This is a genomic window from Parafrankia sp. FMc2 (assembly GCF_041008525.1).
Lineage (GTDB): Bacteria > Actinomycetota > Actinomycetes > Frankiales > Frankiaceae > Parafrankia.
This window is the reverse complement of record NZ_JBFLUG010000015.1, coordinates 47,252-63,132: the sequence shown is the minus strand read 5'-3', so window position 1 is coordinate 63,132 and position 15,881 is coordinate 47,252. Positions and strand designations below refer to the sequence as shown.

Sequence of the window (15,881 nt, the reverse complement as noted above, 5' to 3'; positions counted from 1 at the left end):
GGCCGGCGACCGATGATCGTCTTCGCGACCTCCGACAAGGGCGGAACCGGCCGCTCCGTGACGAGCTGCAACGTGGCCTACCGGCGGGCGATGCAGGGCAGCGATGTGTGCTATCTCGACTTCGACTTCGGCTCGCCCACCTCGGGCGCGATCTTCGGCGTGGAGGCGGCAGGCCAGGGGACGCCCACCGGGCGCGGGCTGCACACCTATCTCGCCGGGGGGACGGCGGAGGTGGAGCAGTTCGACGTCTGGACCCAGTCGACCCTGGGCGGCGGCTGGGCCAGGCCGCTCGGCGCCGGCCGCCTCACCCTCCTGCCCGGCGATGCGGGGGGCGGTGAGTTCCCGGTGAACAAGCAGATGATCCGCCGGTGCACCGACCTCTTCCTCTCCCTGGACGAGGAGTTCGAACTGACCCTCGTCGACCTGAGCGCGGGCCGCTCGTATGCGACCGAGCTGGTCCTGCGAGCCACCGCCGATCCGGTGCTCGCGGCCAAGACAACGCGCTGGCTCGTGTTCCACCGGTGGACCCGCCAGCACATCGTGGCCGCCTCGGGTCTGGTGCACGGGACGCAGGGCATTCTCGAGACGGGCGCGGAGTACGGGCACCGGAAGCCGGACCTGGAGGACGGCATCCGGTTCGTGCGTACCGCCGTACTCGAACCCGAATCGCCGCAACTGGCCAGCCTGCGCCCGGAGCAGTCCGTGTGGCTGCAGTCCTATGACATCGATCTGCAGCGGCTGGCCGGGAAGATGCGGCTGGGAAGCAGCCTGATGATCGGGTCGATTCCGCTCGACCCCGTTCTGCAGTGGCGGGAGCAGATCATCGTCGAGGACGACATCTCGACCACCCGCATCGCCAACGCGGAGACCGGGCAGGCGTTCGAGGCACTCGCCGAACGACTGACGGACAAAAGCCTGTGGGAGGGGCTCTGACACCCGTGGAACCGCAGCCCAGCGAACCGCAGCCCAACGAGCCGCAGCTCCTGGAACCGCAGCTCCTGGAATCGCTGCCGGGCCAACCGCCCCTGGCAGTGCCGGCGGCAGCGCCGGCGGCGCTTTCCCCGCGCGCCGTCTTCCGCGAGACGAGCGCGGCCGGGCGCACCGTGGAGGTGCCGCTCGCCCAGCTGTCGGTGGAGCTCGGCCACTTCTACCCGGAGGACTTCCACGACGGAGCCGGAGCCCTGGCCGCGCACTTCCGCCGGATCGCGCCGTGGGCGGAGCACTCGTCGCTCGGTGCGCTGGCGGGGGCGGGGGCGGCTGGACGTCCCACCAGGGTCAGCACCTGCCTGCTGGTGGACGACTACTCGGAACCGGACACATTGCCGCCGCCGGGTGTGGTGCTGCCGGAACTGATCGCGGCCGCCGGTGCTCACGGCCTGGTCATCGACTACATCGCGCGGGAGTCCGCGTGCGTGGAGAACGGACGGGTGCCGCTCGCCCGCCTGGTCGAGAAGGCGCTCATCCCCGATCCGCCCTACGGGACGAACGGGTCGCGCCCGCCGGTACACGAGACCGGCTGGCTGTGTAACGGATCCCGGTCGGCATCCACCGCCGAGGTCCCGGCCATGGGAGGCCGGACACCCTGGCACCCGCCGGCTGAGAACGCCGCCCGCCGGCATTCGGTGTTCCTCGACGCCGAGCTGTGGACGGAGGAACCGGGCCCGGAGGGCCGGCTGTGGTCCTGCTCGTTTCTTGCGGCGGTGTGGCAGCTGCTGCGGCTCGGACTGCTGCGGGCGCGGGGGGAGACGGTGGTCAACCCTGTGCCGGTCGACCTCACCGATCTTCCGGCCCGCTGGGCGGACTTCCCGGCGATCGGCCGGATGACCCCGAGGGCTGCGCCGTTCTGCGCCTACCGGACGTTCTCCGCGCTCGGCGCCACGTACCTTCCCGTCGAGCATGCCGTGCGGGTGATCCTCGGGCAGGTCGGCATCGACCCGGCCGCCCTGGCGTCCACGGTGCGACGGGCGGCGGAGGAAGGCCTCACGGTGCCGGCCGAGCCCGCCGACCGGCTCACCTATCTCTTCCTGAGCCGCTGATGCCCGCCTCGACGCGACCGGCCCCCGCGCGGGCGCGTGCCGGGCCGGCTCCGGCGGAGAACCTGGACGTCCTCGTCGGCGAGGTCCGGACCACCCTGCTGCAGAACTCGCACCAGGTCGGCGCGGACACCGTCGCCCGGCTCCTTGATCTGGACCCGGGTCGCCGGGTCCTCCGCGCGACCAGGCCCTTCACCTACGCGGTGTCTCCGGATGAACGAGTGGGCGTGCACTGCCCGCTCCCCACCGGCTCGGGCACCCGGGCGGACGGGGTGGGAACTGTCCTGGCCCGGGCATCCGTCACCGGCGGGATCATCCTGCAGGCATCGGCGCGGGCCCGCCTCGTCCGGGCAGCCGGCGAACGCCGGCTGCCGTGGTCGCACTACCTGACGAATCCGGGGACCATCGAGGTCGGCGCGCGCTGCGGCGCGTCGGACCTGACCGCGGGCTTCCTACGGGACTCCGCGCGGTCGTCCCCGGCCGCCGGCCCCGCCCGCGAGCCACTCGATCTCGGCGCTGTCGTGAACCGACTGCTCAATCAGGTGCAACGCATGCCTTACATCGACCGGGTGACGATGTTGCGGGCACGCCGGACAAGACTGCGGTTCGCCGTAACCTGGCGGTCTCCGGATTCCGGTGAGCTGGCAGAATCACCGGATATTGAACTCGTTGTCCACGACGAGACGTCGCGGACAGTACGACTACGGCTGCCGGCATCGATCAGCGATCCGGCCGAGGCGGTGGTTGCCTGCGAGGATCTCGCTCTGCATGACTGGCTGCTGACCACCGTCGCGAATCTGATGGAGAACAGCAGAATCGGTGTCGATCCGGCCGCCGAAGTGGTGGCCCGCATCCGCCCGGCCGTCGACCATCTGCTCCACCTGTGGATGCCGGGCGCCAGAGTCGCCGAGGACCTGGGCTGGATGTGGGCCGCACTTGAGAGCCGTCCCGGCTTCTCTCGCCAGTGGACGAGTCTGCGCGGCCAGATCCAGAACCAGTTGCTCCTGGCCGTGCTCGAAAAGCCGGCCGCGGCGCCGGCCCACGGAAACCTGGTCTTCCAGGACGGCGTCGAGGGGATTTCCCACCGGGCCTGAACCGGTACTGGCGGCCGACCGAACGGGGTGGACGTGCCTGCTTTGAGAATCGTCAGGGAGATCGCGCTGGCGCTGGCCACCGGCGGCGCCACCTTCCTGATCAGTTACCTGCTTGACGGGGAGATGACCTGGACGACGATGCTCTCGGTCTTCATCGGCGGTGTCGTGCTGGTCGTGCATCATCTGGCGTCCCTGGAGGACCGGATGGAGACCGTCGTGCTGGGGCAGGAGCAGCGCCTGGGCACCTTCGCCCAGCTGGTGACCAGTGAGCTCGACACGACGCGGCAGACGGTCACGCGGCGGCTGGACCGGGTCGACCGCGGGGCACGCCTGCTCGAGTCGCTGGAGAACTCGGCGGTGGAGACGGCGGTGCCCAACTCGCGGCCCATCAGCGGGCTGATCGAGCGGGCGGCACGGTTCGTCCCGCCGGCGCCCGTTCTCGGCCGTCTGGTGACCGAGGAGATCCGGGCGCTGAACGAACTGCTGCGTGGGCTGGAAGGTGATTCGGTGAGCTGCCCGGGTGAGGACCGCGACTGGCTGCTGACCCTCACCCGTACCACCGGGCGCACGATTTCCGCCACCAGCACGACGACCGCCGACGGCGGGCGGCGCAGCTTCAGCGACGGGTTCTGGAAAAGCGAGCTTGGTCGCGCCTACCTGATGGCACAGCGGGAGGCGGTCGCCCGCGGCGTAAACGTCCGCCGCGTCTTCATTCTGAACAACGAGAAAATTCTCCGCAACGCTGACTTCCTGAAGATCTGTGACGAGCAGCGGGCCGCCGGCATCAAGGTCCACAGTGTCGTCGTTCCCGGCGGATCACAACTCGGCCGGGCGGTGACCGGCTGGCGCAACACCTTCCGCGACTTCATTCTCTTCGACGACGAGGTCAGCTACGAGGTGGAGGTCGGGGCACTGCCGGGCTCGAGTATCACCAGCACCAACCTCTGGTTCGACCGGACCCGCATCGGCGAGCGGATCGAGCTTTTCAACGACATCTGGGCGGAGGCCGAGGCCGCCGAGGCCGCGGGAAACGCGGCGGCGGCGAGCGGTGGTGCCGGTTCGAGCGGTGGTGCCGGCGCGGGCACCTGAGCCGCGGGGAGGCCAGCTACACCGCGCGGGTCGGCGGGGGGAGGAATCGGTGCATCACGTAGAGGTCGACATCTCCCTGCCACGGATGGCGGAACGCTGCGGGCAGCGTGCCGACCACCCGGAACGACAGTGATCGCCACAGTGCGACCAGTCGGGTGTTGGCGGCCACCACGGCGTTGAGCTGCATCGCGTGGTAGCCGAGGTCCGCGGCGTGATCGATCATTCCCTCGCCGGCGGCCCGGCCGATGCCCTGCGCGCCGCTGGGCCCGTGGTACCCGCCGGGCCCGAACGCGCCGCCGCCGAGGTTGACCAGGGCGGGGTCGACGAGGAGCTGGGCGAGTGCCACGTGGTTGCCGAGGTCCGGCTGGCTGGGGACGAGCAGCGCCGTGGCGACCACCCGCGTCGAGGCAGGCCCGTCGTCGACCTCCATGACCAGCACCTCGGCGGGTGCGGGCAGCATCCACAGCCCTCGGGCGCGAGCCTCCCCGGTGTCGGGATCCCACAGGCACGTCTCACCCTCGGCGACGACTGCGTGCCACACCGGCCAGATGGCCGGCCAGTCGTCCTCCGCTGCCCGACGTGTCCGCACCATCCGATCCTGCCCGGCAATGTCGGTAAGTGTGGGCTGAGCGTTCCTCCATGGGTGCCGCTACGAGCGGGATCGGTCTCGGCTCAGCTCCAGCCGAGCTCGTGCAGGCGCGCGTCGTCGATGCCGAAGTGGTGGGCGATCTCGTGAATCACCGTGATCCGCACCTCGCGCACCACGTCCTCCTCTGATGCGCTCACGGCGCAGATCGGCATCCGGTAGATGGTGATCCGGTCGGGGAGCACGCCGCTGTACCAGTCGCCCCGCTCGGTGAGCGGCACCCCTTCGTAGAGGCCGAGCACGCCGTCCTCGGAGTCGTCCTCGACGAGGACGGCCACGTTGCGCATCTGCCGTCCCAGCTCGGGCGGCAGGCTGTCGAGCGCGGTGACGACCAGCTCCTCGAACCGCTCCGGGCTGACCGCGTCCACAGATCCATCCTGCCCGTACCGGCGGCTCCGCGCGGTCTCACCGGGCGCCTGGTGAGGGTGTTGCCTGGCGGTCGCCTGGCGAGGGTGTCGCCCGTGGGACAGCGCCGGGTGCGGGCGAGGGCTTGTTCCTCGGACGCCCGCCTGGTTACTCTCACATCTAGAAAATCTCGTAATGAGATGAACTGTCGGATGCCGGCGGGCCGGCGGGGCGCGTCGCGGGGGCGAGCCTGGCACGGAGGTCCCGCCGGCACCTGCCAGAAGCGAAGGCGGTGAACCATGCCGGAGGTCGAGGCCGGACCGACCCGTCCGCGGGCGGGTGGCGGGTACGACCCGAGCACCTATGACCCGCGGGCTTTCGACCCGGTCGCGGTGACGGTGGATGTCGTGGCGCTGACAGTGCGGGAGCGGAAACTGCACGTCCTGCTCGTGCGCCGGGGCGAAGAGCCCTTCGCGGGCCGCTGGGCACTGCCCGGCGGGTTCGTCCGCCCGCGCCCGGACGGGACAGGACATCCCCTCGAAGAGGATCTTCCCGAGGCCGCGGCCCGTGAACTGGTCGAGGAGACCGGACTGACCGCGGCGGAGGCCGACGCGCGGCCACCCGACGGACTCCCCGACGAACCACCCGGCGCACCGGGTGCTGTCCGGCCCGCCGGATCGGCGCGGGTGCATCTGGAACAGCTCGGCACCTACGGCACCCCGGGCCGGGACCCGCGCATGCGGGTGATCTCGGTCGCCTATCTCGCCTTCGCGCCGGACCTGCCGGACCCGACCGCGGGCGGCGACGCGGCGGCGGCCGCCTGGCTGCCGCTGGCGACCGGGTCGGGCGGCGTGGCGTTCGACACCTCCGTGGTCGGTGACCTGCCGTTCGACGCCGTGCTTCCGGGCGATCTGGCCTTCGACCACGGGCGGATTCTCGCCGACGGGGTCGAGCGGGCTCGATCGAAGATCGAGTACACGCCGCTGGCGACCGCGTTCGTCGGCGAACAGTTCACCATCACCGAGCTGCGTGAGGTCTACACCACGGTCTGGGGCCGGGCACCGCACGCCGCGAACTTCCACCGCAAGGTCCTGTCGGTGCCGGGCTTCCTGGAGGACACCGGGACCACCACCGAACGCGGCGGCAGCCGAGGCGGGCGCCGGGCCCGGTTGTACCAGGCGGGGCCCGCGAAGCTGCTGCACCCGGCGCTGCTGCGGCCGTCCGGGCCCGAAGCGGGCGGTGCGGGTGATGCCTGAGCCTGCCGTCCCGGCCAGCCTCGACGAGGCGTTGCGCCTGCTGAGGGACGTCCCGGCGGCGGCCGGGCGGGAGGATCTCGTCGGGGTGTTCGGGCCCACGCCCGGGGTGGCTGGTTACCGGCGGCTGGCCCGGCTGGTGCATCCCGACCGGGCGCCGGCGGGCAGCGCGGGCGCCGCGACCGACGGGTTCGTCCGGCTCGGTGAGCTGTGGATGCGCTACCAGCAGCTCGAGGACCTGCCCGGATCCGTCACCGGCGGCGGGCGGCCCGGCCCCACGTGGGGCCGACCTGGCAACACCGCGGCCCGCACCGCCGCGGGTGCCGCGGGTGCCGCGGGGGCCGCGGACCCGGGCCACACTGCCGGAAAAGCGGAGAGGGACGGGGATGGGACGGCGGTTCTTCGTACCGGGCGTCACACGTACACGCTGCGGACGTCGCGCCGCCGCGTGGCCCAGGGGCCGGACGGGCCCGTAGGTGGGGTCGCCGGTGCCGCCGGGGCTGTCGTCGAAGGTGACGTAGCCCGCCTGCACCCGGCCGAATGCCGGTCGGCCGGGGGCGGAGCGGCCCACGAGGTGCTGCTCAAGATCCCGCGTTCCGGTGCGGACAACGATCTGATGGAGCGGGAGGCGGCCGCGCTGGGTCGGCTCGCCCGCCAGGGTGACCGGCGCTTCGCCGCCTACGCGCCCCGGCTGGTCGAGTCGTTCCTGCACGTCCCGGGGGATGAGGCCGCGGCGGGCACAGCCGGGGCGCGGCGGGTCAACGCCCTCGGGCGGCTCGACGGTTTCTGCTCGCTCAGCCGGATCCGCGCCGCCTACCCGCAGGGGGTCGACCCGCGGGACGTCGCCTGGATGTGGCGCCGGCTGCTGGTGGCTCTCGGCTACGCCCACCGCGCCGGGGTGCTGCACGGCGCTGTCGTCCCCGACCACGTCCTCATCCACCCTGACCTGCACGGACTCGTGCTGGTCGACTGGTGCTACAGCGTTGTCCGGGGCGGCGGCACCGGCGTGAGCGGGGCCCGGGTGCCGGCTGTCGTCCCGGGCTTCGCACAGATGTACCCGCCGGAGGTGCCGGCGCGGCAGCCGCCCGACGAGGCGACGGACATCTATCTCGCCACCCGCTGCATGACCTTCCTGCTCGGACCGGACGTCCCGGTTCCGCTGCGGCGGTTCGCGCAGGGCTGCACCCTGCGGGCCGCCGCGCGCCGACCGCATGACGCCTGGCGACTGCTCGGCGAGCTGGACGAGCTGCTGGAACGGCTGTTCGGACCGCGTCGCTTCAGGAGGTTCCACCTCCCGCCCCTGCCGGCGGGAAGCCCGGCGTGAGCCGACGACTGTCGAGGAAGCCGACGACTGCCGAGGAAGCCGACGACTGCCGGAGAAACCGACGATCACCGAAGAAACCGACGATCACTGACGAGAACCGGATCCGTTCCGGGAAGGCGGGAGAGACATCATGGGCAGCGGCTACTGGTCGACCGATGTGTATGCGGCGGCCGCGGGCTACCGTGCCCGCAGCGGGGCGAGCGCGTTCGAGTACAGCGACTCGATGCGGGCGAGCAGCCGGCGCAGCTGGAAGGCGCATCCCGACCTGGATCCGTGGCTGGTCACAGCCCGTGAGAGCCGGGACAGCGAGGACCATCCCGACAGCCTGGCCATTGCCGTCCTGTTCGACGTGACGGGGTCGATGGGGCAGGTCCCGCGCACCCTGCAGACCCGGCTGCCGGAGCTGCACGGATTGCTGCTGCGCAAAGGTTATGCCCGGCACCCGCAGATCCTCTTCGGCGGCATCGGTGACGCGACCTGCGACCGGGTTCCGCTGCAGGTCGGCCAGTTCGAGTCGGACAACCGGATGGACGACCAGCTCGGCGCGATGATGCTCGAGGGCGGCGGTGGCGGCCAGAAACACGAGTCCTACGAGCTGGCGATGTACTTCATGGCCCGCCACACCTCGACGGACTGTTTCGAGCGGCGCGGCCAGCGGGGCTACCTGTTCATCGTCGGCGACGAGCTGCCCTACAACCGGGTGATGCCGAGCCAGGTCGCGGCCGTGGTCGGCGACCAGCTGGCGGAGAGCATCCCGGTCGAGCAGATCGTCGCCGAGCTGGAACGCCGCTACAACGTGTACTTCATTCTGCCGGCCGGGACGTCCTACGCCGGTGACCGGGAGGTGATCGGCACCTGGCGCGGGCTGCTCGGCGAGCGGGTGCTGGAGCTGGACGACCTCGACGCGGTGTGCGAGACGATCGCGCTGACCATCGGGATCAACGAGGCGGCCATCGACCTCGACGCGGGGCTCGACCACCTGCGGGACGTCGGCGCGCAGCGGGCGGCGCCCAGCGTCGGGCGGGCGCTGGCCCGGTACGCCCGCACCGCCAGCTCCCGCAACACCCGTGCCGTGGTCGCCCGCGGCGCCCGCGCGCTGAACGCCCGGGTCGCCGAGGCCGACGGCCCCGGCATCGCCCGGCTCTGAGAGGACGAAGGCTGTGGCACCAGGGCGGACATCCACTGTGACCTGGCCGGACGGGGACGGGGACGGGCCGGGCGACCACGTCATCGTCACCGATCTTGGTTTCGGCGACGCGGGCAAGGGCACGGTGGTCGACTGGCTGTGCGCCCGGGCGGCCGATGCCGGGCGAGTGCCGTCGGTGGTGCGTTTCAACGGCGGCGCCCAGGCGGCGCACAACGTCGTGACCGACGACGGCCGGCATCACACCTTCGCCCAGTTCGGCGCGGGTTCCTTCACCGCAGGCTGCGCGACGCACCTGGCCCGCACCGTGCTCGTCGACCCGTTCGCGCTGGTCGCGGAGGCCGTGCACCTGGAGTCCGTGGGAGTGCCTGACCCGTTCGGGCGGCTGACGGTCGACGGCGACGCCCTGCTCACCACGCCCTACCACGCGGTGGTGAACCAGGCCCGCGAGCTGGCACGCGGAGCGGGGGCGCACGGATCGTGCGGGATGGGGATCGGCGAGACGGTTTCCTACGCGCAGACCCGGCCCGATATCGCGCCGCGGGTCGCCGACTGCGCGGGCGCGAACCCGTCCCGGCTGCGCCGCCGGCTGCACGAGCTCCGCGACTGGACGCACGCCGAGCTGACCGGCCTGAGCAGGCCGGCAGGGCCCGGCGCGCCGGCCGAGCTGCCGGCGGTACCGGAGGTCGAGGACGTCGTGGCGGTCCTGCGCGCCTTCGGGCAGGCCGCGCGGATCGTCGACGGTTCCTGGCTGCGTGTGCTGTGCGCCCGCGGGCCGGTGGTGTTCGAGGGGGCACAGGGCGTGCTGCTCGACGAGTGGCACGGCTTCCATCCGTACACGACCTGGTCGACGACGACAGCGGCCAACGCCGAGGAGCTGCTCGCCCAGGTGGGTCTGCGCGGCGCGGCCCGGCGGCTCGGGGTCGTCCGCTGCTACACGACGCGGCACGGGCCCGGCCCGCTGGTGACCGAGGACGCCGAGCTGGCCGCGGTGCTGCCGGACGTCCACAACGGGACCGGCAGGTGGCAGGGGCGGTTCCGGGTGGGGCACTTCGACGCGGTCGCGCACCGGTACGCGGTCGACGCGGCGGGTGGCGTGGACGCGGTGGCCCTGACCCATCTGGACGTGGCCGCACGGCTGCCGCTGCGGCTGGCGTTCTGCGCCGGCTACCGGATCGACGGGGAGTGCGTGCGCCGGCTGGAGCCAGGGCCGCCCGGCGATCTGGAGCGGCAGGCGGCGCTCACCGAGCGGCTGGCCCGGGCCGAGCCGCTGCCCGGCGTGCGCGTCGCGCCCGAGGAGTGGCCCGATCGGGTGGCGGCGGCGCTGGGGGCGCCGGTGACCCTGACCTCATACGGCCCACGGGCCGCGGACAAGATGTTCCTCCCGGCCGGGCGGGGCACTGCGGCACCCGCGGCCGGGCCCGGTGGACGCCACGCGCGCCTCGTGACCACCGGGCCCTGACCGTGGGGCCAGGGGATCCCCTGCGGTTGGTCAGTGCAGGGGACCCATGCAGTCCTTGCACCGCTCGCTGAGGATGGACAGGAGCTCGACCGCCTTGATCGAGGCGTCCCGCACCTTGGCAAGATCCTGCGAGGAGTTCAGCCGGAGCAATGCTGACTCCGCGCCGTCGGAGGCACCCTCGCTGAGTGCCTCGACGATCTCCGCTGCCGGGGTGCCGTACTGGTACAACAGGACCTGCTTGTCCTGATACGAGGGCAGCTCGGCGGGGAGGTGGCCGAGGCCGACTCCGGCGAGCTTGCGGCTGAGAATCTGCCGTACATTGTTGCCTAGCCGGCCGTAACCGCCTATCTCCCGCAGGACTGCCATGTCGATGCGATAGACACCGTTGTTGCCGACGACCGCGGTGCGCAGGTCTTCCCATGAGATGGGCGAGCCGGACCAGGCGTCGACGGCCTGAGCTTCCGTCACTTCCTACCGTCCTGGCTTTCGGTACCGCTGCGGATGGGCACAAGCTGTTCTCTGGTGCTGCCTGCCGGTTTCCTGTGCAGCCTCTGCCTCTGTCTGTTCCTCTGTCTGTCCCGGTGTTGACCCCGCCGGTTCCCGGTGTTGTCGGGCCGGCGTTGCCAGGTGCTTTTATCCCCGTGTGCGCGAGGCAACGCTATCCGACCCACCGGGCCTGGTCCAGAACCGCCGGTCGGGCCTGGTTTCGGAGACGTAAATCCCGTCGTGACCCGCTTCCGGGTATGTCCTGCGGAGGGTGCCGCGACGAGGGCGGTGGCTCCCGGAACCCGTAGTCGGGACAATGAACCACCGCGAACACGGCTTGGTCGGTGATAGAGTTCCGCAAATGCGGATGCCGTCGGTTCAGGTTGACGCAGATGCGGTGGTAGGCAGATATCTTCGCTCCGTAGTTCTGTGTTTCACGTCATATCGCGGCCGGCATATCCGGGGCGGTCACCAGCGAGGATACTCCCGGTTAACGGGGCGCTGATCCGGGGGAAACCGGATCCGGCACCGTGCGGGGATCCCCGGCGAGTCGTGTGCCGGCACTTCTGCCAAGGCCCGTGCCGCCGCACGTGCAGGTCGCGGCCTCCTTCGGGGCCGGCGGGAAAAATTTTTCCTCAGGCTTTTCCCGTGGATTTTTCTACGTGCTTTCCTGGGAGTTCTTCTCGCAGGCCAGAGGCTCGATTTCATGTTAACGGGGCAGTTACCGACGTACATGCTTCCGAAATGAATCCCTCCTACGGTTCCTAGACATCGCGGCAAGCCGGGCGGACGAGCTACCAACGCCCATTCGGTCCGGGGCCACGACCGCGACCGATATCCGGCCCGCGGGACGCACTGTGCGAAACCGCGCATGCGTACCCAGGCTCCAGGAGGAGAAAGCAATGCGCCAGATCGCGTTCTACGGCAAGGGTGGTATCGGCAAGTCCACCACCCAGCAGAACACCATGGCTGCCATGGCCGAGATGGGCCGTCGGGTCATGATCGTCGGCTGCGACCCCAAGGCTGACTCGACCCGCCTCATCCTGCACTCGAAGGCCCAGACCTCGGTCATCCAGCTCGCTGCCGAGAAGGGTTCCGTCGAGGACCTGGAGCTCGACGAGGTCCTGGTCGAGGGCCAGTGGGGCATCAAGTGCGTCGAGTCCGGTGGCCCGGAGCCGGGTGTCGGCTGCGCCGGCCGCGGTGTCATCACCTCCATCACGTACCTGGAGGAGGCCGGCGCCTACGAGAACCTCGACTTCGTCACCTACGACGTCCTCGGTGACGTTGTCTGCGGTGGCTTCGCGATGCCGATCCGCCAGGGCAAGGCCCAGGAGATCTACATCGTGACCTCCGGCGAGATGATGGCGATGTACGCGGCGAACAACATCGCCCGCGGCATCCTCAAGTACGCGCACTCCGGTGGCGTCCGCCTCGGTGGCCTCATCTGCAACAGCCGCAAGACCGACCGCGAGGACGAGCTGATCATGGAGCTCGCCCGCCGTCTCAACACCCAGATGATCCACTTCATCCCGCGTAACAACGTCGTGCAGCACGCCGAGCTCCGCCGGATGACGGTCATCGAGTACGACGAGAAGAACGCGCAGGCCGACGAGTACCGCGCGCTGGCCAAGAAGATCGACGAGAACGAGATGAAGACCATCCCGACTCCGATCACCATGGACGAGCTCGAGGAGCTCCTCATCGAGTTCGGGATCATGGCGCAGGAAGACGAGAGCGTCATCGGCAAGAAGGCCGACGCGACCATCGCCTGACTCCGATCACCGGCTCTGAAACCGTCGAGGATGAGGTCCCGATCATGACGACGACGCCGACCCCGCCGCGGGCCGAGACCGAGGCGATGATCGCCGAAGTCCTGTCGCACTACCCCGCGAAGGCGGCCAAGTTCCGGGCCAAGCACATCAAGGCCAACGACCCCGAGGGGTCGAAGGAGTGCGAGGTCAAGTCCAACATCAAGTCCCGCCCCGGGGTCATGACGATCCGCGGGTGCGCCTACGCCGGCTCCAAGGGCGTGGTGTGGGGTCCGGTGAAGGACCTGGTCACCATCAGCCACGGCCCCGTCGGCTGCGGCCAGTACTCCTGGGCCACCCGGCGTAACTACGCCCGCGGTCCCTGGGGTGTCACCAACTTCGCCGCGATGCAGATCACCACGGACTTCCAGGAGAAGGACATCGTCTTCGGCGGTGACCCCAAGCTGGAGAAGGTCTGCGACGAGATCAACGAGCTGTTCCCGCTGGCCAAGGGCATGTCGATTCAGTCCGAGTGCCCGATCGGTCTGATCGGCGACGACATCGAGGCCGTGGCCCGCACCGCGACGAAGAAGCTCGAGAAGCCGGTCATCCCGGTCCGCTGCGAGGGCTTCCGCGGTGTCTCCCAGTCCCTGGGGCACCACATCGCCAACGACGCCGTCCGTGACCACGTGCTCGGCACCGGTGGCGAGTCGTTCCAGGAGACCCCGTACGACGTCGCGCTCATCGGCGACTACAACATCGGCGGCGACGCCTGGGCCTCGCGGCGGATTCTCGAGGACATGGGCCTGCGGGTCATCGCGCAGTGGTCCGGCGACGGCACGCTGAACGAGATGGCCTCGACGCACCTGTCGAAGCTGAACCTGATCCACTGCTACCGCTCCATGAACTACATCTGCACCACCATGGAGGAGCGTTACGGCACTCCGTGGATCGAGTTCAACTTCTTCGGCCCGACGAAGATCGTCACCTCGATGCGGGCCATCGCGGCCAAGTTCGACGAGACGATCCAGGCGAAGACCGAGGCCGCGATCGCGCGTTACCAGAAGCGCTTCGACGAGATCACGGCCGCGTTCAAGCCGCGCCTCGACGGCAAGCGCGTCATGCTCGCCGTCGGCGGTCTGCGCCCCCGCCACACGATCGGCGCCTACGAGGACCTCGGCATGGAGGTCGTCGGCACCGGTTACGAGTTCGCGCACAAGGACGACTACACCCGCACGTACGCCGAGCTCAAGGAAGGCGTCGTTCTCTACGACGACCCGACGGCGTTCGAGCTGGAGGAGTTCGCCAAGCGGATGAAGCCGGACCTCATGGGTGCGGGCGTCAAGGAGAAGTACGTCTTCCACAAGATGGGCATCCCCTTCCGCCAGATGCACTCCTGGGACTACTCCGGGCCGTACCACGGCGTGGACGGCTTCGCGGTCTTCGCCCGCGACATGGACATCGCGATCAACAGCCCGACCTGGGACCTCATGGAGACCCCCTGGTCCAAGGCTGGAGAGGTCTTCTGACCCGAAGATCGGCTCCGCCGGCGACCGCCGGTGGTCATCAGTCACGGTAGAAAGGAGGATGTCCGGTGACGACAACTCCCGAGACAGGTAGTCACATACCGCTGAAGGTCCTCGACCACAGCGAGCTGTTCAAGGACGAGGTCTACCAGAAGCAGTTCGAGGGCAAGGGCGAGTTCGAGAACGGCAGCGACGCCGCCGAGGTCACCCGGGTTCTGGAGTGGACCCGCGGCTGGGAGTACCGGGAGAAGAACTTCGCCCGGGAGGCGCTGACCGTCAACCCGGCCAAGGCCTGCCAGCCGCTCGGCGCGGTGCTCGCGGGCCTCGGGTTCGAGGGCACGCTGCCCATCGTGCACGGGTCGCAGGGCTGCGTTGCGTACTTCCGCAGCCACTTCGCCCGGCACTTCAAGGAGCCCGTCCCGGCGGCCTCCACGTCCATGACCGAGGACGCCGCGGTCTTCGGCGGTCTCAGCAACCTCGTCGAGGCGCTGGGTAACGCCAACGCGCTCTACAAGCCGAAGATGGTCGCGCTCAGCACCACCTGCATGGCCGAGGTCATCGGCGAGGACCTCTTCGCCTACATCGGCGCGGCGAAGGAGCAGGAGGTGATCCCGCAGGACTACCCGGTGCCGTACGCCCACACGCCGAGTTTCGTGGGATCGCACCTGACCGGGTACGACAGCATGCTCAAGGGCATTCTGGAGAACCTGACGAAGACTCCGGACGCCAAGGAGCCGGAGACCGGTGGGAAGCCTCGGCTGAGCATCATCCCCGGTTTCGAGACCTACATCGGCAACCTGCGCGAGTACCGGCGGATGCTCGAGCTGATGGGGGTCGACCCCCTGATCCTCGGCGACCACTCCGCCGCGCTCGACTCGCCGGCCACCGGCGAGTACGAGCTCTACCCCGGTGGCACGCGCCTCGCGGACGCCGCCACGGCCAAGTTCAGCCGTGCCACGGTGGCCCTGCAGACGACGACCACCCGCAAGACGGTCGAGCTGATCAGGGAAGTGTGGAAGCAGGACACGGTCGTGCTGGAGACCCCGATCGGGGTCCGCGGCACCGACCAGTTCCTGACCGAGATCGCCCGGCTCACCGGCCTGGAGATCCCGGCCGAGCTCACCGTCGAGCGCGGCCGGCTGGTCGACGCCCTGACCGACTCGCACGCCTACCTCCACGGCAAGCGGGTCGCCATCGCGGGCGACCCCGACCTGGTCATCGCCCTGACCCGGTTCGTGCTCGAGCTCGGCATGGTCCCGGTGCACCTGCTGAGCACGAACGCCGACAAGGACTTCAAGCCCCGCATGGAGAAGGTGCTGGCGGCGAGCAAGTTCGGCGACGCGGCCACCGTCTGGCCGGAGAAGGACCTGTGGCACCTGCGGTCGCTGGTCTTCACCGAGCCGGTCGACCTGCTCATCGGCAGCACCTACCTGAAGTACATCTCCCGGGAGGCGAACGTCCCGCTGGTGCGGGTCGGGTTCCCGATCTTCGACCGGCACCACCTGCACCGCTTCCCGATCGTGGGATACGAGGGCGGGCTGCACCTGCTCACCCAGCTGGTCAACACCGTGCTGGACGAGCTGGACCGCACCAGCCCTGACCATAGCTTCGACGCCGTGCGCTGAGTCCCGCCCGGGGGATGCCTCCTGAGCATCCGGCATCCCCCGGACGGAACGCACGGCCTTCCCGGTGGTCGGTCGGCTGGTGGCCCCACACCCCCGCTCGGTCGGG

14 protein-coding genes are annotated in these 15,881 nt (G+C 70.1%); 11 read left to right on the top strand and 3 right to left on the bottom strand.

Translation table 11 applies throughout. The features are described 5' to 3' along the window. Window positions 1–12: 12 nt before the first annotated feature. Genes AB1460_RS08290 through AB1460_RS08275 form a run of 4 tightly spaced genes read left to right on the top strand, consistent with a single transcriptional unit; the run spans window position 13 to window position 4,216 of the window. Window positions 13–933, top strand: a complete 921-nt coding sequence (locus AB1460_RS08290) for an SCO2523 family variant P-loop protein (protein WP_368960056.1) — start codon at window positions 13–15, stop codon at window positions 931–933. A gap of 5 nt (window positions 934–938) precedes the next feature. Next, on the top strand, window positions 939–2,036 hold the full coding sequence (locus AB1460_RS08285; protein ID WP_420497220.1) for an SCO2522 family protein: 1,098 nt from the start codon (window positions 939–941) through the stop codon (window positions 2,034–2,036). After that, window positions 2,036–3,127 (top strand): SCO2521 family protein, encoded by a 1,092-nt coding sequence (locus AB1460_RS08280; RefSeq protein ID WP_368960055.1) that lies wholly within the window; start codon window positions 2,036–2,038, stop codon window positions 3,125–3,127. The genes AB1460_RS08285 and AB1460_RS08280 overlap by 1 nt, the downstream gene beginning before the upstream one ends. 42 nt (window positions 3,128–3,169) lie before the next feature. After that, the gene (locus tag AB1460_RS08275) at window positions 3,170–4,216 is read left to right on the top strand and encodes a hypothetical protein (RefSeq protein ID WP_420497219.1); all 1,047 of its coding nucleotides are present in this window, start codon (window positions 3,170–3,172) and stop codon (window positions 4,214–4,216) included. A 16-nt stretch (window positions 4,217–4,232) separates the two neighbouring features. On the opposite strand, the gene AB1460_RS08270 is transcribed toward AB1460_RS08275, so the two are convergent. Both AB1460_RS08270 and AB1460_RS08265 read right to left on the bottom strand, forming a co-directional pair. After that, entirely contained in the window at window positions 4,233–4,805 is a 573-nt protein-coding gene (locus AB1460_RS08270) for a GNAT family N-acetyltransferase (RefSeq protein ID WP_368960094.1), read from the bottom strand. A gap of 83 nt (window positions 4,806–4,888) precedes the next feature. Beyond that, the gene (locus AB1460_RS08265) at window positions 4,889–5,230 is read right to left on the bottom strand and encodes a metallopeptidase family protein (protein WP_368960051.1); all 342 of its coding nucleotides are present in this window, start codon (window positions 5,228–5,230) and stop codon (window positions 4,889–4,891) included. Between the two features lie 276 nt (window positions 5,231–5,506). On the opposite strand from AB1460_RS08265, the gene AB1460_RS08260 reads away from it, so the two are divergent. The 4 genes from AB1460_RS08260 to AB1460_RS08245 all read left to right on the top strand — a co-directional run bounded on the left by AB1460_RS08260 (window position 5,507) and on the right by AB1460_RS08245 (window position 10,390). Beyond that, entirely contained in the window at window positions 5,507–6,463 is a 957-nt protein-coding gene (locus AB1460_RS08260; protein ID WP_368960049.1) for an NUDIX hydrolase, read from the top strand. After that, window positions 6,447–7,784, top strand: a complete 1,338-nt coding sequence (locus tag AB1460_RS08255) for a hypothetical protein (protein WP_420497218.1) — start codon at window positions 6,447–6,449, stop codon at window positions 7,782–7,784. The genes AB1460_RS08260 and AB1460_RS08255 overlap by 17 nt, the downstream gene beginning before the upstream one ends. Window positions 7,785–7,914: 130 nt before the next feature. Continuing rightward, complete coding sequence (locus AB1460_RS08250; protein WP_368960046.1) at window positions 7,915–8,931, top strand: hypothetical protein; 1,017 nt, start codon at window positions 7,915–7,917, stop codon at window positions 8,929–8,931. A gap of 37 nt (window positions 8,932–8,968) precedes the next feature. Next, window positions 8,969–10,390 (top strand): adenylosuccinate synthetase, encoded by a 1,422-nt coding sequence (locus AB1460_RS08245; RefSeq protein WP_368960044.1) that lies wholly within the window; start codon window positions 8,969–8,971, stop codon window positions 10,388–10,390. A gap of 30 nt (window positions 10,391–10,420) precedes the next feature. On the opposite strand, the gene AB1460_RS08240 is transcribed toward AB1460_RS08245, so the two are convergent. Further along, entirely contained in the window at window positions 10,421–10,858 is a 438-nt protein-coding gene (locus AB1460_RS08240; RefSeq protein ID WP_018637091.1) for a hypothetical protein, read from the bottom strand. A 920-nt stretch (window positions 10,859–11,778) separates the two neighbouring features. Between AB1460_RS08240 and nifH the strand changes: the two genes are divergently transcribed. The 3 genes from nifH (at window position 11,779) to nifK (ending at window position 15,775) form a co-directional block, all read left to right on the top strand. Next, the gene (gene nifH / locus AB1460_RS08235) at window positions 11,779–12,648 is read left to right on the top strand and encodes a nitrogenase iron protein (protein ID WP_368960042.1); all 870 of its coding nucleotides are present in this window, start codon (window positions 11,779–11,781) and stop codon (window positions 12,646–12,648) included. A gap of 44 nt (window positions 12,649–12,692) precedes the next feature. Next, the gene (gene nifD, locus AB1460_RS08230) at window positions 12,693–14,153 is read left to right on the top strand and encodes a nitrogenase molybdenum-iron protein alpha chain (RefSeq protein WP_368960040.1); all 1,461 of its coding nucleotides are present in this window, start codon (window positions 12,693–12,695) and stop codon (window positions 14,151–14,153) included. Window positions 14,154–14,218: 65 nt separating this feature from the next. Then, entirely contained in the window at window positions 14,219–15,775 is a 1,557-nt protein-coding gene (gene nifK / locus AB1460_RS08225; RefSeq protein WP_368960038.1) for a nitrogenase molybdenum-iron protein subunit beta, read from the top strand. Window positions 15,776–15,881: the final 106 nt, after the last annotated feature.

Excerpts from the sequence above, each read along its gene's own strand:
- nifH (WP_368960042.1), top strand. The coding sequence starts at position 11,779 with ATGCGCCAGATCGCGTTCTACGGCAAGGGTGGTATCGGCAAGTCCACC.
- AB1460_RS08280 (WP_368960055.1), top strand. The coding sequence starts at position 2,036 with ATGCCCGCCTCGACGCGACCGGCCCCCGCGCGGGCGCGTGCCGGGCCG.
- nifD (WP_368960040.1), top strand. The coding sequence starts at position 12,693 with ATGACGACGACGCCGACCCCGCCGCGGGCCGAGACCGAGGCGATGATC.
- AB1460_RS08250 (WP_368960046.1), top strand. The coding sequence starts at position 7,915 with ATGGGCAGCGGCTACTGGTCGACCGATGTGTATGCGGCGGCCGCGGGC.
- AB1460_RS08260 (WP_368960049.1), top strand. The coding sequence starts at position 5,507 with ATGCCGGAGGTCGAGGCCGGACCGACCCGTCCGCGGGCGGGTGGCGGG.
- AB1460_RS08290 (WP_368960056.1), top strand. The coding sequence starts at position 13 with ATGATCGTCTTCGCGACCTCCGACAAGGGCGGAACCGGCCGCTCCGTG.